Raw genomic sequence first — 21,791 nt, forward strand, 5'->3', positions numbered from 1 at the left:
ATAAATGGAATAGAAAATGCGCGAACAATTATTAGTTTCTGTATTAAGTGATTTGAATAATACTTCTACAGATATAACAGCTTCTGCTGTTATATCAACAGATGGTTTACCTATTGCAACATTATTACCCGCTAATCTTAATGCGGATCGTGTTGGTGCAATGTCAGCAACTTTGCTTGCTTTAGGAAATCGTGCTGTACATGAGTTGGCTTGTGGGGAGCTAGATCAAGTAATGGTTAAAGGCTCTCATGGTTATGTACTTTTGAGCCAGGCAGGTAGTGGAGCGGTATTGGCATTAATGGCAAAAGAAAGTGGGAAACTGGGTTTAATTCTTCTTGATGCTAAGCGTGCAGCTAAACATATAGCAGATATCTTATAAGATTTTTATTTTCATCATAAGTAATTTTTGAAATGTAATAAAAATTATTTATAACGTAAAATAGCCAATAAAAGCCCACATTGTTTTATATGATAAAACAATGTGGGCTTTTAATTTTATTCGCTTTTAATTGTGCATTATAAAATTGTTCCTAAAGGGTCTTCTGTTGCGATATAAGAATTATTAGGAAGCTCAGTGGATATATAACGCGCATCTACATGTCCCGGTACATACTCTTGGTGGTCATTGTCAGAGTTTAGCTGATTGATATTTAAAGAGTTGCTATGACTATCTAATAAATCAGAAAGTGGATGGGATTGAGATGCTGTCTCCATATCTTCATTTTCTAATGTTTCGGAACTATTTAGCCTAGATACTCCTTCGTTGTGAAGGATGACTTTTTCAGTTAAGTCTGTATCCATTTTAATTTTAGTAGTGCCAATGTCATATATATTTGGTTGACTAGCAGGGGGCATGGAGTGGTCACTTTTATCTTCTTGGGAATAATCTATGACAAATTCATTGTCGTCTGCCGGACTAAATGCCTTTCCTGCACTGGGTGTATTGGCCGCCTTATATGCTTTTAAAATATCAGCTATAGTTGTTCCGTTATCACCAACAATGCCGATAGCCGAGTTATGCGTATTACCATGTATGTTGCCACGTGTATTATGATGTATCAGCCAGTCACCATTTTCAAAAGTATAGCTGCTATCGGTGCGTAGAATATTATCTACAAAATGAAACAGGCTTTTCCCATGCGCATCACCTTCAACACGAATAACAGGTCGGTTTATTTTCCCACCTAAGTCGAAGGTATTATGAGAGGCTAATATGGTTTCCGCGTTACTTGATATGGATATACCCCCTGTAGAACTATTCGAATCTTGTACGGTTAATTTATTTTGCTCAATAACAATTTTACCATGTAGCTGCTTATTGGTATTTTGTTCTTCAATATAAATCGGTGGTGCATGAGTGCTACCAATATTCATTGTATTATTGAGTATGCGGATATGACCGGAACCTGGGCCTTTTTCTGTGTAGGGTGTATCAGGATTGTCTGGATTGCCGAATATACTGATTAAATTGTCTGCCGAACTACCTTTTATCGTGTTGTTATTAATGCTAAGCAGGTAGCTAACATCTTTTTCGTTATTACGTACCTCAATAGCCCTAGTTTGCCCCATGTTGTCGGTTAAGTTGTCAATAATATTGTCACTTATCATAAACCTACCGGATTTAGGGTTATGAAATATTTGCCATGGTTGAGCTTTATTTTCTAGTCTAATGGCACGGAATCCAGCATATAAACTGGCATCATTTAACACTCCGTAGTCATCATCTTTTAAAATATTAAATTTGGGATCGTGTATGACTTTATTGTGCTGAATTGTAACCTTGTCCATGCTGAATTGTCGGTTTTCTACTGCTATACCAAACATTCGGTCACCATTTAAGGTGTTTCCCTTAATAATAAGATTATTAGCATCGTGTGAATCAATCCCTTTTCTATAATTGTGATCAGTTGTATTTTTAATCACAACAATACCGTTGTTATAACTGCCGGCCTGTGTAGCAAATCCATAGCCTGTTCCCCCGTCATGATGATGTCCATTCCAAGCTAGTTTATTATTTTCTGCAGTAAACATTTTTTGATAGGCAACCATTACACCTGCAACACGGTTGTGATGTAAATAGCTGTCAACTATCTTATTATTGTCTCCGGTTGGTAATTGATTGGCATTAATTTTGCCATTGATTAAAGCTGCTTTGGCTCCACTGGAAATGGCATCGGTAGAAGTGAATAAAACACCAGCACGGTTGGCACCAGATACTTCTACTTTGCTAATGAGTGTATGGTCTGCGTTGTTGACGACGATGCCATTGATTTTGCCGAAATAGCTTTGTTTGGCACGATAGAAATCATCATGATGGGTATGTTTGTATTGGATAGAGAGGTCGCTAATAAATTTACCATTTTGGTTGTCTATCCAGATGCCTGCTTTCTCGGGTGGAGTATCATTACTGATATAGTTATGTACACCATTTTGTTTATGGGTAAACAAGATTTTTGTTTGTCCCATGCCATCGCCAAAAATTCCAGTAACATTTTTATTTGATTGATTGATTTCAATCACTTGCTTAATATTTATTGTGCCATGAAGATAGAGTGCGGCTTTTTCTTTGTGAGCAGTGGCTAAGGCTTCTTGTATGGCTTGATCATAAGTATTGGATGGGTTTTTAAAGTCATCAATATCTATATATTTTCCATATTTACTGTGTGTTCTTGGTGTATATGTTTTCATTTATACTCTCTGCAATAATTATTTTTAACATTACTAAATGATTGAGCGAAAAAGTATAATGTAGTTTAGTTACGGCAAAAACGTCTTATTTTAAAATTTGTATTAAAAATAAATCGATATTGACATTTATTAACAATTGTTAATAAATGTGTTTATGAAAATGTAATTAAATTTTCCAAATTTTTTAAGCAATAAAATTTATTTTTAAAAATAAAAAATATACTAAAAAAATATTTTAATTTATAAAATTTAATTTGTTAATTTTTGAAAATAAGTACTTCTGTCTTATTTGGGAATAAATATAGCATTTATATGGGATGAAACTAGATTGGAAAAGCAATTAAATGCTCTAAATTCATACGAATGCCAATATGGCTACCAATAGGGTGATTATGATGATGGGCTGGTATTTGTACAGATACGGTTTCACCACTATTAATTTTGAGCAAATAAACAAAGTGATTGCCTTTAAAGTCTTTATCTATAATTTCAGCAGTAATGGGACTAGTATCATCATAAATGATGTTGTCTGGTCGGATTAATACATTTAAATTATCACCATAATGGTAAGAAGAAGGTAGTGAGCCACGAAATGTGCCTATAGGAAGTTGTATACAGTAATCATTGATTACTTTGCCTCTTAGCATGAAACTTGTACCAATAAAACGGGCTGTATAGATATCAGTCGGCTCATGATATAGTTTGTAAGGGGTGTCCCATTGTTTCAGACGGCCTGTTGACATCAGGCCGATTTTATCGGCTATCGCAAAAGCTTCTTGTTGGTCGTGAGTTACTAAGATAGCGCTAGTATTTTCTTTTTTGAGTAGCTGGCGTATTTCTTTAGAAAGTTGCGCACGTAAGTCTGCATCAAGATTAGAAAAAGGTTCATCAAGTAGAATTAAGTCGGGCTTTGGTGCCAGTGCGCGAGCCAATGCGATACGCTGTTGTTGTCCGCCTGAAAGTTGATGGGGATAGCGTTTTCCGCAATTAGGTAAGTCAATTAAATCAAGTAATTCTGTAACACGCTTGTGACGTTTATCTGCTGGTTGCTTGCTAATGCCAAAAGCAATATTTTGTGCAGCGGTCAAATGTGGGAATAAGGCATAGTCTTGAAAGACCATACCAATACGGCGTTGATGAGGCGGGATAAATGTGAGGCCGTCTGAAAGGATTTTTCCATTTAATATGATTTTACCGCTATCGGGTTGTTCAAAGCCTGCTATCGTACGTAGGGCTGTCGTTTTCCCACATCCGGAAGACCCGAGTAGGCAGGCAATCTCTCCTTTATTCAGTATGAAACTGAAATCTTGTAAAACAGGCTTCTGGTCAAATGATAAGTTTATTTGTTCAACTTCTAAAATCATTGTTTTGACTCCGTACGGGAAAAAAGTATAACGGGTAGCAGTCCGGTTAGCACAATAAATAGGGCGGGAAGGGCGGCATTGGCAAATTGTCCTTCAATCGTAAAAGCATAAACTCTTATGGCCAAAGTATCCCAGTCATAAGGACGTGTCATTAGGGTAATCGGCATTTCTTTCATAACATCAACAAATACCATTAATAAGGCCGTACCGAGAGAACCTTTTAATAGCGGTAGGTAAATACGACGTAATACTCCGATGCTTGTGCAACCGAGTGAGCGGGCAGCTTCCGTTTGTGAAGGGCTTATTCGTTCTAAGCCTGCTTCTGCCGAAGCATAAGCAATAGCAAGAAAACGTATTAAATAAGCGATAAGCATGACGACCAGTGTGCCTTTAAAAATAGCTGTTGTATCTTCCGGTAAATTTAAGTGGGCGATTAAAATATTATCTAACCACGCAACGGGTACAAAAATTCCGACAGCCAATACGGTGCCGGGAATGCCGTAACCTAAGGTTGCAATGCGTGCAGCAACCGCAGCAAAGCGGCTTTTGTCTGTGCGCTTGGCAAGTGCTAGTAACAAAGCAGTTATTGCGGTTAGCACTGCCGCAGCCAAACCAGCAGCAAATGAGTGCCATGCGTGTAACCACAAAGATGTATTGAAGCCGTCATCCCATGTTTCATAAGCCCAAAAGCCAAGTTGTATCAGTGGTATAAAAAAAGCAAATAATAAAATGAGGCTGCAATAAATTGTAGCTAACCATTTTAGGCCGTCTGAAAGTGGTTTCCGGCGATGTTGTTGAGCCTTGCCTGATTGGTTAAAGCGCCTGTTGCCACGGCTCAGTTGTTCTAAGGCTAATAAAATAAATACCAGTGTAATCAGTAGGGCGGCAAGCTGTTTAGCCGTTTCTAATGAATAGAAATCAAACCAAGCTTGATAAATAGCGGTGGTGAAAGTGTCGTAACCGAATACTGAGACGGTACCGAAGTCTGCTAATACTTCCATTAAAGCTAAAATACTGCCACCTGCAACCCAAGGGCGGGCCATAGGTAGGGCTAACTTGAAAAAAGCGCTTTTGGGAGAAAGGCCTAATGATGCACCTGCTTCTAATGCTCGTTGTCCCATGCTCATAAATGCATTTCTGGCAAGTAAGTAAACGTAAGGATAAAACGTTAAACTCATCACTACGGTCAAGCCGAAACCGTTGCGGACTTCGGGGAGAAATTGTTCGATATTGTAGTGCTCTCGGATAATGGTATTAATCGGACCGGTATAGTCGAATAAGCCCAGTTGGGTGAATGCCAGGACATAAGCAGGCACAGCCATGGGTAGCATTAATGCCCAAAAGAAAAAACGTCGAAGTGGAAAGTCATACATGGCCGTCAACCATGCACATGATGTGCCGAGAACGGTTACCCCAATACCGACACCCAGTATGAGAAAAAATGTATTTTTTAATAATTCGGGTAGTTGGTAATCAAGTAAGAATGTCCAGATTTCAGTGTCGAATTCCCCTAAAGCGGCAACGATCACAGATAAAGGGATTAGTAAAAGTATGATGCACAATATCAGCCATATACGTGGTAGTAAAAGCTTGGAAGTATGTAATAATTTCATCAGTTTTCAGACGGCCTGTTAGTTGTAATATCGGTGGCTATTATTCAGAATTTTAGTAAGAGAATATTAAACTTATTATAATAGTTTTTGTTAAGAATGATAATTTTTATTGTTCTTAATGTTATTCTTAATTAAAATAGCCAGTACTTGGCAATCTCCATTGTTTTAAATTAAAACCCTTGTTTTATTTTACATATGGGATTTCTGTCATCCCATCGTTTCCTTAGAAAGGATCATAAAATATGATGAAAAAAACCTTGGCCGTTTCAGTTGCATTATTGCTAGCGGCTCCTGTATTTGCTGAAGAGTTAGTTGTTTACTCTTCTCGCTCTGATAATCTTTTACGTCCGGTTGTTGAGGCTTATCAGAAAAAAACAGGTGTATCCGTTAAGTTGGTGAATGATAAAGCCGGTCCTCTAATGGAAAAACTTAAAGCAGAAGGTAGTAATAGCCCAGCCGATGTATTGATTACTGTTGATGGTGGTAATTTATGGCAAGCTACTCAAATGGGTTTGTTGAGACCAATAAATTCCGCAACATTAAAGAGTAATATTCCCGCTAATCTGCGGGATCCCAAAAATCAGTGGTTCGGTCTTTCTGTGAGAGCGCGTACTATTTTTTACAATACAAATAAAGTAAAACCCTCTGAGCTTTCTACATACGCTGATTTGGCCGATCCGAAATGGAAGGGGCGTTTGTGCTTGCGGACATCTAATAACGTTTATAACCAATCTTTAGTCGGTACAATGATTGCTAACCATGGTCAGGTAAATACTGCCCGAATTGTTAAAGGCTGGGTGAATAATTTAGCAGTCGCTCCTTTCCCTAATGATACTGCTATGATGGAAGCTATTGGTGCAGGTCGTTGTGATGTAGGTATCGGCAACACATATTATTACGGACGCTTGATGGATAAAAAACCTGATTTACCTGTTGGTATTTTCTTTGCTGATCAGCAAGGAAAAGGTACTCATGTAAATGTATCTGGTGCAGGCGTTGCGAAATACTCGAAAAATGTACCACAAGCTCAAAAATTTATTGAGTGGTTGAGTGGTAGTGAAGCACAAAATTTATTTGCTGATTTAAACCATGAATATCCTGCTAACCCCAAAATTAATCCTGATCCCAAAGTGGCAAAATGGGGTAAATTTAAACAAGATCTTATTAATGTATCAGTTGCCGGTAGTAATCAGCAAAAAGCTGTGATGCTCATGAAGCGGGCAGGGTATAAATAATTATAATCTCTGAAAAAGTAAAAAAAGAGGTTCTGAAAAATAACCCATCTGGATTTACCTGCAAAGGTTAAATTCAGATGGGTTATTTTAATATTTAATATGGTCGCTAAAGCTTTAAATGATTTATATAATTTAAATAAGGACGGTCTAGTTAAAAAAATAATATTATTTTTATAATATATTTTAGCTATTCCGGCCATGAAAGTATTTTAAAATTATTTAACTTTACCCTATTGTTAAGTATGCCATAATAATCAGAATTTTTATGCATAATGCTTTAAATTTATTATATTTCTAATAAATATATAATTTTTGCTTTTTAATATAAGCGACATTATTTTCAATATTCTATTGGGAGTTATTGTGAATAAGTTGGTTAATCTTATTTTTCGGATGTTGTCGGTATTGCCGTTACCTTTTTTACACTCTATAGGCAGGTGTCTTGGGAGTCTTAATTTTTATCTATCAGCAAAAAATAGCAATTTGATACGTAATCATTTAAATACTGCGGGTCTTACGGCTGATGATGCAGTGATTAAGGAAATATTGCAGGAAACAGCCAAAAGTGGGTTAGAGTTGCCGGTAGCTTTTTTTAGGAAGCCTGAAGATATTGCGGCACTGTTTCATCAAGTTTATGGTTGGGAACATATTCAGACGGCCTTAAATAATAAGGAAGGCTTATTATTGGTTACTCCTCATATTGGTAGCTATGATCTCGCTGGTCGGTATATCAGCCATTATTTACCATTTCCATTAACTGCTATGTATAAACCGCCTAAAATTAAGGCGTTTGATAAAGTTATGCAGGCTGGGCGCGTACGTGGCAATGGCAGGACAGCACCTACGAATATGCAAGGGGTGAAGCAAATTATTAAAGCACTTCGTTCTTGTGAGGCAGTTGTTTTGTTACCTGATCATGTTCCGGAACCGAAAGAAGGAGGTGAGGGCGTATGGGCAGATTTTTTTGGGCGGCCGGCATATACCATGACTTTGGCTGCCAAATTGGCGCAAGTTAAAGGTGTTCGTACATTATTTTTTTGTGCAGAGAGGCTGCAGAAAGGGAAAGGTTTCATTTTGCATATAGAACCATTGCAGGGAGAGTTGACTGGTGATAAAGCACATGATGCAAAAGTGATTAATGAAAATGTGGAATATTGGATTAAGCGTTTTCCGAAACAATATCTATTTGCTTATAATCGTTATAAACATCCGGCAGGTGCACCTTTCCCACCTTCTGAAGCTGTCTGAAAAATCTGATTATCATGAGTATAGTTAAAAAAAATAAGCAATTTTTAATTATTAAATTACAACATCATGGTGATGTATTATTGACGACACCTTTGATCGATAAAATTAAACATACTTATCCAGATAGCCATATTGATATGTTGGTGTATAAGGAAACGGCTGATATTCTTCATGACAACCATAGGATAAGACAGATTTTTACGATTGATCGTCAATGGAAAAAAGCCGGCATATATACACAGCTAAAACATGAGTATGAGTTATTTTCCAAATTAAAAGTACACCGTTATGATTGGATATTTAATCTTTCAGATCAATGGAGGGCTGCTGCTATAGCAAAATTATGTGGTTTGCAAAGCGTTGGCTTTAAATATGCTAAGCGCAATAATGCATTATGGCGGTTTTGTCATAATGAACTATATGAAGAATTAGGGCCTGAGCATCATATTGTAGAAAATCATCTTACTGTTTTATGTCCATTAGATTTGCAAGATGACTATGTACCGTGTGTGAACATGGAAATTGACCCGGCAACTCGAAAAGAATTACATCATAAATTATATGAGCGTGGTTGGCAGGGTGAAGAATATATATTGATACATCCTGGGTCGCGGTGGATATTTAAATGTTGGGATAATGATAAAACTACTGAGCTTTTACAACGGCTACTTGATGCTGGTTATAACATTGTTGTCACTGCTGCCCCTGATGCTGTAGAGCAGGCAATGTTAGCTGAAATAACAGGCCGTCTGAAAATACCGCAACAAGTTAAGCTGTGGCAGCTATCCGGTGTGCTTAATCTGCGTGAACTGGCGGCAGCTATAGATGGTGCAAAATTGTTTATAGGTGTCGATTCAGTACCAATGCATATGGCGGCAGCACTTGATAAGCCTCAAATAGCTTTATTTGGTCCTAGTTGGGTTAGTCGTTGGCGGCCATATTCCGATAAGGCTACCGTGATATGGGCGGGTGATTTTGGTGATTTGCCTCATCCAGATAGTATTAATACAGCAGATAGCAAACGCTGGTTAAGTAAGATTCCTGTTGATGCCGTATGGTACGCGGTAAAAGAGAGGCTGATGTTAACAAACTGATAAGTGGAAAAAAGCTACTTTGCAATCAATTAATAAAAAATACTGCCATCTATTTTTTAAATTCCTTTGTTCTATATGGCTTATTGAATCATTTATTTATGAAGAAGAGTAGTATGGCTGCCTAGTAACTATATTGTAAAACACCGACCTTGTATCTATATGATTAAAGGTCGGTGTTCTATTTTTTGCCTAAATTTTAAAATAGTGAGTCCAGTTGAGAATTACCAGGGGCAAGAGGTTCTGGCCTATTATTACCACCAGTGTTGCCTTTGCTGTTTAAAGGCTCAAGTGGTTTTTCTATAGGCTTATATTCTTCTGGTGATACTGCATTTGCTTGTTTTTTAGGCTCTGTATTTGCATCCTGCTCTTCGTTTCTAACCGGTCTGCTAGAACGGTTATCTAATGGTAAATCAGGATTGGTTGTTTGTTGCTCTTTGAGGAAGTAATAACCATTACGGCTAACCATTCCCTCTGGAGCTTTCATACCTTTTACTGGTATACCTTTTAAAGCAAATCTCATATATTCAACCCATACTGGCAATGCGATTGTGCCACCATAACCGGCTCGGCCCATGCTGTGAGGTTTGTCATAGCCGATATATACAGCCGTAACAATATCAGGGTTAAAACCGACAAACCAAGCATCCTTATTATCATTGGTTGTTCCTGTCTTACCCGCGATGTCGGAACGCCCTAGTGCACGGGCACGGGTGGCCGTTCCTAGGCGCACAACATCCTGCATCATTTTGTACATGATATAAGCGTTACGAGGATCAATGGCTTGTGGCGCATTCTCACCTGCCACTAAGGGGCGCATTTGTGCTCTCAGGCGTCCTCTACCGTCATAAATACGATCGATAACGTAAGAAGATACTTTATATCCGCCATTGGCAAAAACAGTATAGCCTTCAGCCATTTTCAAAGGTGTTGTTTCACCTGTGCCGAGTGCCATAGAAAGACCGGCGGGTATTTCAGACGGCTTGAAGCCAAAACGCTGAATATATTCTTTTGCATAGTCTGTGCCGATGGCCATTAAAATGCGTATGGAAACCATATTTTTTGAGGCAGTTAAAGCCTGCTTCAAAGTAATGAATCCAGAGTAGCGGCCGTCTGAATTTTTAGGATTCCACGCTCTACCATTTCGTCCCTGTCCAGGTAAGGAAAGTGGTGCATCATTTATAACAGTAGCCATCGTCATACCTTTTGCTAACCCAGCGGAATAAACAAAAGGTTTGAATGATGAGCCTGGTTGGCGTTGAGCCTGAGTGGCGCGGTTAAATGTTTTGCTGTGAAAGTCATAACCACCCACTAAAGCCCGAACTGCACCTGTCTTGGCATCTAAGGAAACCAGTGCTCCTTGTAATAAAGGCTCTTGAGCGACACGCCATTGCTTACCATTTTGCTTCACTCTGATAACGGCACCTTTTCGAATTTGCCGATCTCCCATTTTCTGGTTATTAACGGCTCTTGCAGCAAAGCCTAATTCAGAAGAACTTAAGGTGGTTTGATTGCCGTTTGGAAGTTGTATTTCAACACCTTTTTTTGATGTATTTAAAACAACCGCCGGAACCATACTATCAACTGTATATAGTGTAGAAAGGTATTGCCCGATGGTTTCTTCTACATTATCAGTTTTGCTTAGATCCAGATAGTTTTCAGCACCACGATAGCTGCTGCCTCTATCAAATCCGCGTAATGTTTTTCGCAAGGCCTCAGTTGCTACACGTTGATTTGCTGTGCTGACCGTTGTATAGACTTTAAAGCCTTGAGTGTAGGCTTCTTCTCCATATTTTTCATATAGTTCCTGCCTAACCATTTCGGCTACATAAAGTGCACTTTGATCAATTTTTTGCGTATAACGTTTGTAAGTCAGCTCTTCTGTGAGAGCTTGATCACGTTCTTGCGGAGTGATCATCTTTTCTTCGACCATATTGTTCAGAATATATTTCTGACGTAATTTTGCACGTTCTGGGTTAACAATAGGGTTGAAGGTTGATGGCGCTTTAGGCAGGCCGGCTAAAATTGTAGCCTCAGCCAAAGTTAAATCTCGCGCATCTTTATTAAAATAAATTTGAGAAGCAGCGGCAAAACCATAAGCGCGTTGACCTAAATAAATCTGATTGAAATACAGTTCTAAAATTTGATCTTTAGTTAAAGATTTTTCAATCTTATAGGCCAATAAAGCTTCATTGAATTTACGTGTAAAGGTGCGCTCATTACTTAGATAAAAGTTACGAGCAACTTGTTGGGTTATTGTACTGGCACCGGATTGAACTCCACCAGTCATGTTGCTGATGGCAGCACGCACCACACCAATAGTATCCACACCCCAATGGTCATAGAAGCGCTTATCTTCTGCTGCGATGACAGCGTTTTTTAATACCGTCGGGAAGTCGGTAATTTTGGTAAATGACCTTCTTTCTTCGCCATAAACACCAATAACCTCGCCGTCAGATGAATACACAGTAAGCGGCATTTTGGGTTGGTAGTGTTGGACTGCTTCCAAAGAAGGTAGTTTGGGATAGGTAATTAGAATGGCTATTGCAACCAAACCTACAACAAAAAGTATTAAACCTAAAATCAAACCAATACAGGTCGTTATAATTTTTTTAATCATGACTAATTAATAAAGTTGCCATATGAATCATTAAATAAAGTAAAATAGGTAAATGTTTTATCAACATAAAGTTATATTTTTGTAAACGTAAAAAAATTATTACGGATTCAAAACTGTTACTCACCTATTCAAACACAGGGGCGTTACATTATGCGAATGGTAAAAAACCAAAAAAATACAAATAGTAAAACGTCATCAAGCCTTAGCCAACGCACTGCTATCGGCATCGATATCGGACAGCATGCCATTAAAATGGTACAGCTGTCAGGCCGTAGTTTAAACCAAATTCAGTTGGAAAAATACGTTATTACCAAACTACCTAAAAATATTATTAAAGGTAGCAAGATACAAGACTATGACCAACTTGTTACATATTTGCAACATTCTTATGCACAATTGCATACTGGAGTTCGAAATTTTGTGACGGCATTACCACAAAATTTAGTAACTATGGAAACAGTTGTTTATAGTGACAAAGATAATGATTTGGATATTGAAAGCTTTGCAGAAGCAGAGGTTTCACAAATCGGTCCGATTGAGGAAATGAATTTCGATTATCAGGTTGTCGGTGCCTCAACTATGCCGCCGGGGATGAAAGTCCTTTTGACCGCAGCGAAAAAAGATGACGTTGAGCCACGTATTGAAGCCTTTGATAATGCGGATCTTTCCCTCTCTGCAATGGATATTGATTTATTTGCCCAAAATAATGCTTTTTCATTTTGGATAAATAATCATGCCCCTGAATTAGAGCATGAAAAAATTGCAATTTTCGGCATCCATGCTACACAAATGTATGCCATCGTAACCCAAAACGGCCAAATTTTATACAAACAAGAAGCTAATGTAAGTACAGAACAGTTAAATCAGTTAATTCAGCGTACTTATCAGGTAACTGAAGAAAAAGCTGCACAAATGATGGTTGCTGCTACAAAACCTTCCGATTATCAAACTGCTGTTGCGGACCGTTTCAACATACAAGTAGCTCAAGAAATACAGCGTGTGCTTCAGTTTTATTACACCACGCAAACAAGTGAACAGTATTCTAATGTTAAAAATATTTTATTAACCGGTACAGCATCTCAGCAGCCAGGTTTGGCCGAAACTATTTTCTCGCATACAAATACGGCAACAGAATGTATACATCCTATTTTATATGCAACAAATAGTAATAAAGTCGATCTTTCACAATTACAAATAGATGCACCAACATTAACTTTAGCCTTTGGCTTAGCCTTAAGGGGACTTTAACAATGATTGAATTAACCAAAGTCAACCTTCTTCCTTACCGTGAGGAAATACAGCAGAAGAAGAAACAGCAGTTCAAGACTTTAATTCTACTTGCCTTGGTTGTGGGTATCGGTTTGTCTGCTGTGACATATTTCGGTATTAACCGCGCCATAAGCAGTCAGGAAGCACGTAATGAATTCCTTAATCAAGAAATTAGTAAACTTGATGATAATCTTTTGGAAATTAATAAGCTAGAAAAAGAGAAGGCAGATTTTCTGGCTAGAAAACAAAAGGTTGAGGAGCTTCAAGAAAAACGTTTTCAGGCGGCTTATATTATCGATACGCTCAATGTCCTTATTCCCGAGGGAACATATTTAACAGCGATTACTGCTGAAAATCCAACGACTTATACTATTAGTGGGAAAGCAACTAGCGACAATAAAATTGCTATGTTTATGCGTTCTATCCCCAGTACCGGTATTTTCATGCAGCCCGAGTTAATGAGTATTAAGAAAGTTGATAATACACAAGAATTCTCTCTGAAAGTTTTATTAAACCAATCCTATTATTCATTGCCGGCGGCTTCTGATGTTGCAACCGCTGCAACGGGTAATACAGACAATACAACACAGGGGAAATAATGTATGGCATCAAAATCATTTAAAAACATTGATATTAATACGTTGCATTTATTAGGTATGCCTGCGAAGTTAGCTTTGGCAGGGTTGACCGTTGCAGGTGTATTGGCACTCAGTTATGTCGCTTTGTTTAGAACACAACTGGAAACATTAGATTCAGTAACTTCAAAAGAAGTGGAACTCAAAGAAACATTTACTAAAAAAAGTATTGAATCTGCCAATCTGGATAATTTGAAAGCAGAATTAGATGCAATCCGCTTATCTTTTAATGTACTGCTAAAACAATTACCCACTGATGCCGAAATTCCAAATCTAATTCAAGAGTTGCATCAGGCAGGTGCGACAAACGGCCTACGAATGGATAGTGTAACGCCACAGGCACCTGTAAATGATGGTCCTATTCAAGCGTTACCGTATGAGATTGCAATAACTGGTAAATATAATCAAATCAGTCAATTTGCCCGAGATGTAGGTGCACTTTCTAGGATTATTACTCTGGAAGCACTTAAAGTCAGTAGGAAAGATGAAGGAAGTAATCAACTGACTTTAAGTGCAACAGCAAATACCTATAAAGCACGGCCTGTTGAAGAAGTAGCTGCCGAATTGGAAGCTGCAAAAGCAGCAAGTGAAGCATCACAATAAAGATTGAGAGAAAACCATCATGACAAATAAAATGTTACTTGCAGGCATCTTGGTTTTATCAGCTTGCACACCGGCTCACGAAGATCTTAGTGAATGGATGGACACTACTCGTAAACAGGCAAAAGCGAAAGTCATTCCATTTGAAGCACCTGCTGTGGGTCAGCCGAAATCTTATAACCCTCCTCAATTTAGTGGGTTAAATGCTTTTGAAAGTAAGCGGTTGAATAGCGTACAGCAAGGTACTAATGCACCTGATACAAGTAGGCCCAAAGAAATATTGGAAGGTTTTAGTTTAGAAAATTTAAAATATGTCGGCAGTTTGACCAAAGGGAACCAGACAAAAGGCTATGTAGAAGCTGACGGCCATGTTTATACCGTAAGCCCGGGAAATTATATCGGACAGAACTACGGTAAAATTCAATCTATTACTGCAGATCAAATTATGATAACGGAACTTATTGAAGACAGCTATGGAAATTGGGCTTATCGCAAAGCAGAGTTACCTTTGATGAGTACGGAAACTAATAATGATACTGCTCAGAACAACAAATAAAGGGGTATGACTAAATGAACTCACGTATGACAAAAATTCTTTCAGCCATTACTATGGGCTTTGCCATCCATTCGGCTTATGCAGGTAATATTACAGATATTAATGTATCCTCATTACCTGATAATCAGAAAATCATCAAAATCAAATTTGATAAAGAGGTTGTTACACCTCGCGGGTTTATCACAACAACACCTGCTCGTATTGCACTGGATTTCACTGGAACAAGTATTCAGTTGCCACAGCCTGTGCTGGAATATGCAGATCCATTGTTGAGTCAGATTACCGCGGCACAAAATGAAAATCGGGCACGCATTTTACTGGGGTTGAATAAAGCAGGCCAATATAATACTGAAATTAAAGGTAATGAAGTTTGGGTGTATGTAAACGAAGCCTCAAATACAACCGATGCACCTCCTTCTCGAAATAATGTTCGCGTATCAACTTCACCGGCAGTCCATGCTTCTGCGCCTGTACAAAAAGAGCAAGTTGTTACATCTGCCAATATCGATTTCAGAAAAGGTGTACGTGACTCCGGTATTGTAGAATTGAGCGCACCTTCTTTTACAGGTGAGCCTGAAATTAAGAAGCAAAATGACCGTATTACCATTACTTTGAAAAATCATCCTCTGCCAACTCAAGCCCAGCGTAGTTTGGATGTGTCTGATTTCAATACGCCGGTACGTAATGTCACTATGAAACGTATTGGCAATAACACTCAGATTGTGATTAAAAATAAAGGCAGTTGGGATTCTAAAGTGCAAGCGGCTAACGGTCGTTTCAATATTGAAATTATACCTAAAACCAATATTGCTTCAAAAGGCTTGGATAAAAAGCCTAAGCAGAATTTTAATGGGCGTAAGATTTCTTTAGACTTCCAAGATATTGAAGTACGTACCATATTGCAAATTTTGGCTAAAGAATCTGGTATGAATATTGTTGCCAGCGATACGGTTAATGGCAGAATGACCCTTTCCTTGAAAGATGTGCCTTGGGATCAGGCGCTGGATTTAGTGATGCAGGCGCGTAATCTTGATATGCGTCGTCAAGGCAATATTATTAATGTAGCACCACGCGATGAATTGTTGGCTAAGGATAAAGCAGCATTGCAGGCAGAGAAAGAAATTGAAGATCTTGGCCCGCTGCTTTCACAAACATTTCAATTGAAATATAAAAATGTAGAGGAATTCCGCAATATTTTGCGCTTGGATGAAAATGGTGGTAGCACTGCAGATAGAAACAGTTTATTGAGCAACCGCGGCAGCGCATTAATTGATCCGGCTACCAATACATTAATTGTTACTGATAACCATACAGTAATGCGGAAATTCCAAAAATTAATTGAAGAGCTGGATGTGCCTACCCGCCAGGTGATGGTAGAGGCGCGTATCGTAGAAGCCAATGATGGTTTTTCTCGTGATATCGGTGTGAAATTTGGTTATACAGGTGTACGGAATAATAATAGCTGGGGTTCTAATTGGAACAATGCTGTGAATAATTTTGGTACTCATGTTAATAATCAACGTACGATTGCCAATTCTATTCTAAGCGGATCGAATACCATTCCGAATACAACACCTTTGGAAATGAATCCGAATATCAGCTTGCCGGTTACCTCTGCAACTGCAAGCATCGCATTGGTTCGTGCCATTTCTTCAGGAGCGCTGGGGTTGGAATTGACAGCAATGCAGGAGCAAAGCAAAGGCAAAATTATTTCTAATCCACGTGTTTTGACACAAGACCGTAAAGAAGCCACTATTGAATCTGGTTCTGAGATTCCTTATGAAGAAGCGACCTCTAGCGGTGCGACTTCGATTACTTTCAAAAAGGCTGTGCTTGGTTTGACGGTTACACCTAATATCACGCCTGATGGACAAGTAATCATGAATGTGAAAATCAATAAAGACACTCCGGTGGACTGTGTGACTGGTGGTGTTGCTACAAAATGTATCAGCACGAAACAGTTACAAACACAAGCTATGGTTGAAGATGGTGGCACATTGATTGTCGGCGGTATTTATGAAGAAGAAAACGGCAACACAGTGAGCAAAGTACCTTTACTTGGCGATATCCCTGTGTTGGGTAATTTATTTAAATCACGTACACGTCAAGAAAACCGACGTGAGTTGTTGATCTTCATTACCCCGCGCATTATGGATAATCTTGGCAGCAACTTGCGTTATTAATGTTTCCTAAACGCAAATAAACACTTGCCGTATATTTTCGTTTACAATGCCTGCTATGGAAAACATAGCAGGCAATTTATTTTTAATCGGTTTGATGGGGGCAGGTAAAACGACCTTGGGCAAATACATTGCCCAATCGTTGAATCGGCCTTTCTATGATAGCGATCAAGAAATCTGTAAGCGTACGGGTGTTTCTGTGCCGACTATTTTCGAAGTAGAAGGCGAACAAGGTTTTCGGGAACGTGAGGCTGCTGTTATTGATGAGCTGACATCGTTGCAAAACATTGTATTGGCAACGGGCGGTGGCGCGGTTTTGCGTGATGAGAATTACCGTAAACTAAAAGAACGTGGAACGGTGATTTATTTGCACGTTTATCCGGAAATATTGCTTGAGCGCACCCGCTTTGATAATAATCGGCCTTTGCTTCAAGTTGAAGATCCTTTGGCCAAACTTAAAGAGTTATATGATACCCGTGATGGTATTTATCGATCTGCAGCAGATATTATTATTGAGGCAAACCGGACAAACGGCCATAAAACAGCAGAGCAGTTGCTACACATATTGCAACGAAATGCACAAACTGGACAGCCTTAAAATAATAGACAGGCCGTCTGAAGTATTTTTCAGACGGCCTGATTGCTATGCTGTAACAGTATTCAAGCCAATTTCAAATGTAGCCTAGCCTGTTTATCCTGATTTTCATTATTTTCATTATATTTCTCATAAATTATGCACACTTTGAATGTAGCTACGCCTTCCCATCAGTATCCAATTTTTATCGGTGGCAATTTGATTAATGATGCAGATACACTGCTAAAACCATTTATCAGTAAAAAAGCAGCCATTATTACCAATGAAACCATCGCCCCGTTATATCTGGCAGCTCTTCAGACGGCCTTAGATAAAGCAGGTATTGCCCATTTCAATATCGTTTTACCCGACGGTGAACAATATAAAAATTGGGAAACGCTGAATTTGATTTTTGACGGGCTGATGCAAAACCGAGCCGAACGGAAAACCACTTTAATTGCCCTAGGGGGTGGTGTGATTGGGGATATGGTCGGTTTTGCTGCGGCAACTTACCAGCGTGGCGCACCGTTTATTCAGGTGCCGACTACACTTTTGAGTCAGGTTGATTCATCGGTGGGTGGGAAAACCGCGATTAATCATCCGCTTGGTAAAAATATGATTGGTGCTTTTTATCAGCCGCAAGCTGTTTTGGCCGATTTAAATACCTTATCTACTTTGCCGGATCGCGAATTGTCTGCCGGTATGGCTGAAGTCATTAAGTATGCTTTACTTGGCGATATGGAGTTTCTCGATTGGCTGGAACAAAATATCGGCGGGTTAATGCGTCAGGATAAAACGTTGTTGGCCGATACCGTACATCATTGTTGCCGAATGAAAGCCGATATTGTGGCTAAAGACGAAACCGAGCAGGGCATTCGGGCTTGGTTGAATTTGGGGCACACTTTCGCCCATGCCATCGAAGCGGAAATGGGGTATGGCACATGGCTGCATGGTGAAGCCGTTGCCGCTGGCATGGTTTTAGCCTGCCGTTTATCCGAACAATTGGGCAAGCTTCATCAAAGCGATACGCAGCGTGTCGTCAATTTACTCAAGCAAGCCGCATTGCCGGTAGAACCGCCCCGATTCTTATTCGATAAATGGATTGAGCATATGCAGCATGATAAAAAAGTCAGCAGCGGGATTATGCGCTTTGTCGGGTTGAATAAATTAGGTGAAGCCAATATTACCGAAATCACCGATATGGATATTTTATATCGGACATTGCAACCGTATGTGTCGTAAATCTTGTTTGATTGGGTATAGGCTGTATGAATGGATACAGCCTATATTTTGTTAAAATCATTTGAAAAAATAAGCCGTCTGAAAGGGAATAAACCATGAAGCTTGCTAAATTTCTCAAACTTTCTGCTTCCATACTCCGCCGCCTGGATAAATTATTGCCGCCGGAAGCAGAAGAACCGGATTGGCAGGCATGGGCTTATCGGTGGCAGGCCGTCGGCAGGAAAGGCATCTTAGAAAGTTTACCCAAACCGCACACTTTTCCGCTCAGCCGCTTGGCCGCTGTCGATACACAAATCAAACGCTTGGTTCGCAATACGGAACAATTCTTAAACGGTAAGCCCGCCAATAATGCGCTACTTACCGGTGCTCGCGGTACGGGAAAATCTTCGTTGGTGAAAGCTTTGCTGCATGAATATGGCGATAGGGGCTTACGTTTAATAGAGGTGGATAAAACAGATTTGGTTAACTTGCCGGCTTTGCTGCAAATAATTGAAAAAAGAAAAGAAAAGTACATTATTTTTTGTGATGATTTATCTTTTGATGAAGGTGATTCTTCTTATAAAGCCTTAAAAACCGCTTTAGACGGCGGTTTGTCGCAACGCTGCGATAACGCCTTGGTATATGCCACATCAAACCGCCGCCACTTAATGCCCGAATATATGGATGAAAACACGGCTACTACCGGCATACGCGGCGAAGTGAACCCCAAAGAAGCAATAGAAGAGAAAATATCCTTATCCGACCGCTTTGGTTTGTGGTTAAGCTTTTATCCTTTTGATCAAAACGATTATCTTCAGGCCGTAGAAAATTGGTTAGACAGCTATGGGTTGAGTTTGGACGAGACTACCCGTAAAGCCGCTTTAAATTGGTCATTGGCGCGCGGCAGCCGATCAGGCCGTATTGCATGGCAGTTTGTTTGTGATTGGGCGGGACGTTCTCCGGAAGAGCGTGTTTTGGATTAGGTTGGTATCAGTAGTTATTGCTCAAATAGATAATTTTAAAAAGTTGATTAGGGGGCGGATATCCACATCCGCCCCCTAATCACATTGCAACAATATAAATTTCTATTTAACCAATCAGCGTCACTTCAAACACCCCGCGCAAAGCATTGCTCAAACGTATTTCGTCTGCCCGTTTCAGCATTTCGTCATTAATATGGCTTTCGACAACGGTATCGGTGTTTAAATAAGCTTGCGGGTTATCAATCACCGTTTGGCGCATAACGCCGTTGAGAATATCTAAATCCAGCGACGGCGTGTGCCATTGTTGGCCGATACGGATAAAAACATTACTGCGGCCGCCCTCAAGTAAGAGGCCGTCTGAATTGAAAAACAAACTATCAAACGCGCCTTGTTGTTCGGCTTGTTGCCAGCCGGTATCGTAGGTTGTACGCGATGTGATTTTAAAACGGCGTAGGTAATCATGGGTCGGTAGTCTGGTATCGGCAATAACAATATGGCCAAGCGGTGCTTGGTTATTTAATAGCGCATGGCTTAGGGTGAGGCCGTCTGAAGGATGTAAAACGGCTTTCATTCGATAGGCGTTGTTGTCAGGTAGGTTGTCGATATGGTTTTGAATCGCTTGCTCAAAATCTGATGGAAGATTCAGGTTCAGGGCTTGGGCGGATTGTTTCAGACGGCCTATATGTAAGGATAGCAGCCGGCATTGTTTATTTTGAATATACATGGTTTCAAAGATGCCGAACTCGGGATGAAGACTATTGAGGAAACGGGCTTTCCATGCGCATTCGTTGTATTCGTCTATGGCGATGCTGTCGGCCACAATGCCGGAGCCGACCCCGTACACGCCTTCATAGAGGCCGTCTGAAATCGGGTTTAACTGCAAAGTGCGGATAACCACATTTAAAGTGCCGTGAAAGCCCAAGCCGCTGTCGCACGGTTCGAGAAAACCGATACTGCCGGTATAGAGGCCGCGCGGTGTGGTTTCCAATTCGTTGATGATTTGCATGCTCATGCGTTTGGGTGCGCCGGTAATAGAGCCGCAGGGAAAGGCGGCGCGGAAAATATCGGCGGCATGAATATTCGGTTTGGCTTGTGCTTCGATGGCGGTGGTCATTTGTAGCACGCTACCGAAACGGCGGACTTTAAACGGTTCGGGAACATGCACGCGGCCGGTTTCGGCGATTTTGCCGAGGTCGTTACGCAATAAATCGACAATCATCACATTTTCGGCACGGTTTTTCGGATCGTTGTGTAAATCGTGCGCGCGTTGGTCGTCCAAACCGTCATTCAATATCGGGGCAGTGCCTTTCATTGGTTCGGTAGTAATCAGGCCGTCTGAATCGATATGCAGAAAGAGTTCGGGTGAAAAACACAATGTCCAAATAGGGTTGCCCTGATAGTCGGGTAAGTAGGCCAGCATGGCGTAGGGGACGGGCTGGCGCAAACGGCGGTAGAGCCGGATAGGGTCGCCGTAAGCCGTTAGGTGCAGGCGGGTGGTGTAGTTGATTTGATAAGTGTCGCCGCGTGCAATGGCCGTCTGAATATTGTGTATAGATTGTAGGTAGGTTTCTTTATCAATAATGTTTTCAGGTGTGCTGATGCCTGAAGGTGTGTGTGTATTTTCATGCTGTGCCAGCCATGTTTCCGGATTGGTTTCGATACGGCTTTCAAACCAGTGGATAGCCAAACGGGCAGAGGGAGAGGGCGGCAGCTTCACAAGCGGCAAGCCGAATTCATAGTCGGCAACCAAAACGGCGTGTAATCCCTCTTGCCAACCTTCTCGGAGTTCGTCGTCGAGAAGCTCTAAGTCGGCAGCGGTCAGAAAACGGCTGCGGACATAGTGTTGATAGTGTTTGGCGCGGTTGGAAACGGCATCGTCGGCAAAGGCGAAATAAGACATGATAAAAACAGCGG

At 40.1% G+C, this 21,791-nt stretch carries 17 protein-coding genes; 12 read left to right on the forward strand and 5 right to left on the reverse strand.

Going from position 1 to position 21,791, the window contains the following annotated elements; translation table 11 throughout:
* Positions 1 to 16: 16 nt before the first annotated feature.
* Complete coding sequence (locus D0T92_RS02500) at positions 17 to 379, forward strand: roadblock/LC7 domain-containing protein (RefSeq protein ID WP_151049916.1); 363 nt, start codon at positions 17 to 19, stop codon at positions 377 to 379.
* A 137-nt stretch (positions 380 to 516) separates the two neighbouring features.
* Here D0T92_RS02500 and D0T92_RS02505 read toward each other — a convergent pair whose 3' ends face one another.
* The 3 genes from D0T92_RS02505 to D0T92_RS02515 form a co-directional block, all read right to left on the reverse strand.
* Positions 517 to 2,688 (reverse strand): right-handed parallel beta-helix repeat-containing protein, encoded by a 2,172-nt coding sequence (locus D0T92_RS02505; RefSeq protein ID WP_151049919.1) that lies wholly within the window; start codon positions 2,686 to 2,688, stop codon positions 517 to 519.
* Between the two features lie 323 nt (positions 2,689 to 3,011).
* The gene (locus D0T92_RS02510) at positions 3,012 to 4,052 is read right to left on the reverse strand and encodes an ABC transporter ATP-binding protein (protein ID WP_151049921.1); all 1,041 of its coding nucleotides are present in this window, start codon (positions 4,050 to 4,052) and stop codon (positions 3,012 to 3,014) included.
* Entirely contained in the window at positions 4,049 to 5,665 is a 1,617-nt protein-coding gene (locus tag D0T92_RS02515) for an ABC transporter permease (RefSeq protein WP_151049922.1), read from the reverse strand. The genes D0T92_RS02510 and D0T92_RS02515 overlap by 4 nt, the downstream gene beginning before the upstream one ends.
* A 242-nt stretch (positions 5,666 to 5,907) precedes the next feature.
* Between D0T92_RS02515 and D0T92_RS02520 the strand changes: the two genes are divergently transcribed.
* The 3 genes from D0T92_RS02520 to rfaQ all read left to right on the forward strand — a co-directional run bounded on the left by D0T92_RS02520 (position 5,908) and on the right by rfaQ (position 9,242).
* Positions 5,908 to 6,900, forward strand: a complete 993-nt coding sequence (locus D0T92_RS02520; RefSeq protein WP_151049924.1) for a Fe(3+) ABC transporter substrate-binding protein — start codon at positions 5,908 to 5,910, stop codon at positions 6,898 to 6,900.
* 363 nt (positions 6,901 to 7,263) lie between these two features.
* Entirely contained in the window at positions 7,264 to 8,148 is an 885-nt protein-coding gene (locus D0T92_RS02525; RefSeq protein ID WP_151049926.1) for a lysophospholipid acyltransferase family protein, read from the forward strand.
* A 14-nt stretch (positions 8,149 to 8,162) separates the two neighbouring features.
* Complete coding sequence (gene rfaQ / locus D0T92_RS02530; RefSeq protein WP_151049928.1) at positions 8,163 to 9,242, forward strand: putative lipopolysaccharide heptosyltransferase III; 1,080 nt, start codon at positions 8,163 to 8,165, stop codon at positions 9,240 to 9,242.
* A gap of 196 nt (positions 9,243 to 9,438) precedes the next feature.
* On the opposite strand, the gene D0T92_RS02535 is transcribed toward rfaQ, so the two are convergent.
* Complete coding sequence (locus tag D0T92_RS02535; RefSeq protein WP_151049930.1) at positions 9,439 to 11,859, reverse strand: penicillin-binding protein 1A; 2,421 nt, start codon at positions 11,857 to 11,859, stop codon at positions 9,439 to 9,441.
* A 150-nt stretch (positions 11,860 to 12,009) separates the two neighbouring features.
* Between D0T92_RS02535 and pilM the strand changes: the two genes are divergently transcribed.
* The 8 genes from pilM to D0T92_RS02575 all read left to right on the forward strand — a co-directional run bounded on the left by pilM (position 12,010) and on the right by D0T92_RS02575 (position 19,877).
* Positions 12,010 to 13,107: a type IV pilus assembly protein PilM gene (pilM, locus tag D0T92_RS02540; protein WP_404821665.1), complete on the forward strand. Its 1,098-nt coding sequence runs from the start codon at positions 12,010 to 12,012 to the stop codon at positions 13,105 to 13,107.
* A 2-nt stretch (positions 13,108 to 13,109) separates the two neighbouring features.
* The gene (locus D0T92_RS02545) at positions 13,110 to 13,727 is read left to right on the forward strand and encodes a PilN domain-containing protein (RefSeq protein WP_151049933.1); all 618 of its coding nucleotides are present in this window, start codon (positions 13,110 to 13,112) and stop codon (positions 13,725 to 13,727) included.
* Between the two features lie 3 nt (positions 13,728 to 13,730).
* On the forward strand, positions 13,731 to 14,366 hold the full coding sequence (gene pilO, locus D0T92_RS02550) for a type IV pilus inner membrane component PilO (protein WP_151049935.1): 636 nt from the start codon (positions 13,731 to 13,733) through the stop codon (positions 14,364 to 14,366).
* A 19-nt stretch (positions 14,367 to 14,385) separates the two neighbouring features.
* The gene (locus D0T92_RS02555) at positions 14,386 to 14,919 is read left to right on the forward strand and encodes a pilus assembly protein PilP (RefSeq protein WP_151049937.1); all 534 of its coding nucleotides are present in this window, start codon (positions 14,386 to 14,388) and stop codon (positions 14,917 to 14,919) included.
* A gap of 14 nt (positions 14,920 to 14,933) precedes the next feature.
* Positions 14,934 to 17,102: a type IV pilus secretin PilQ gene (gene pilQ, locus D0T92_RS02560; RefSeq protein WP_151049939.1), complete on the forward strand. Its 2,169-nt coding sequence runs from the start codon at positions 14,934 to 14,936 to the stop codon at positions 17,100 to 17,102.
* Between the two features lie 46 nt (positions 17,103 to 17,148).
* A complete protein-coding gene (locus tag D0T92_RS02565; protein WP_151049941.1) occupies positions 17,149 to 17,697 on the forward strand; it encodes a shikimate kinase in 549 nt (182 codons plus the stop codon).
* 135 nt (positions 17,698 to 17,832) lie between these two features.
* Positions 17,833 to 18,915 carry a 3-dehydroquinate synthase gene (aroB, locus tag D0T92_RS02570; RefSeq protein WP_151049943.1) on the forward strand — a complete coding sequence of 361 codons (1,083 nt, stop codon included), beginning with the start codon at positions 17,833 to 17,835 and terminating at the stop codon, positions 18,913 to 18,915.
* A 95-nt stretch (positions 18,916 to 19,010) separates the two neighbouring features.
* Positions 19,011 to 19,877 carry an ATP-binding protein gene (locus tag D0T92_RS02575; protein ID WP_151049945.1) on the forward strand — a complete coding sequence of 289 codons (867 nt, stop codon included), beginning with the start codon at positions 19,011 to 19,013 and terminating at the stop codon, positions 19,875 to 19,877.
* Between the two features lie 106 nt (positions 19,878 to 19,983).
* On the opposite strand, the gene D0T92_RS02580 is transcribed toward D0T92_RS02575, so the two are convergent.
* Positions 19,984 to 21,777, reverse strand: coding sequence for a bifunctional chorismate-binding protein/class IV aminotransferase (locus D0T92_RS02580; protein WP_151052943.1), 1,794 nt, complete (start codon positions 21,775 to 21,777; stop codon positions 19,984 to 19,986).
* Between the last annotated feature and the right edge of the window lie 14 nt (positions 21,778 to 21,791).

This window comes from Neisseria zalophi (genome assembly GCF_008807015.1).
Lineage (GTDB): Bacteria > Pseudomonadota > Gammaproteobacteria > Burkholderiales > Neisseriaceae > Neisseria > Neisseria zalophi.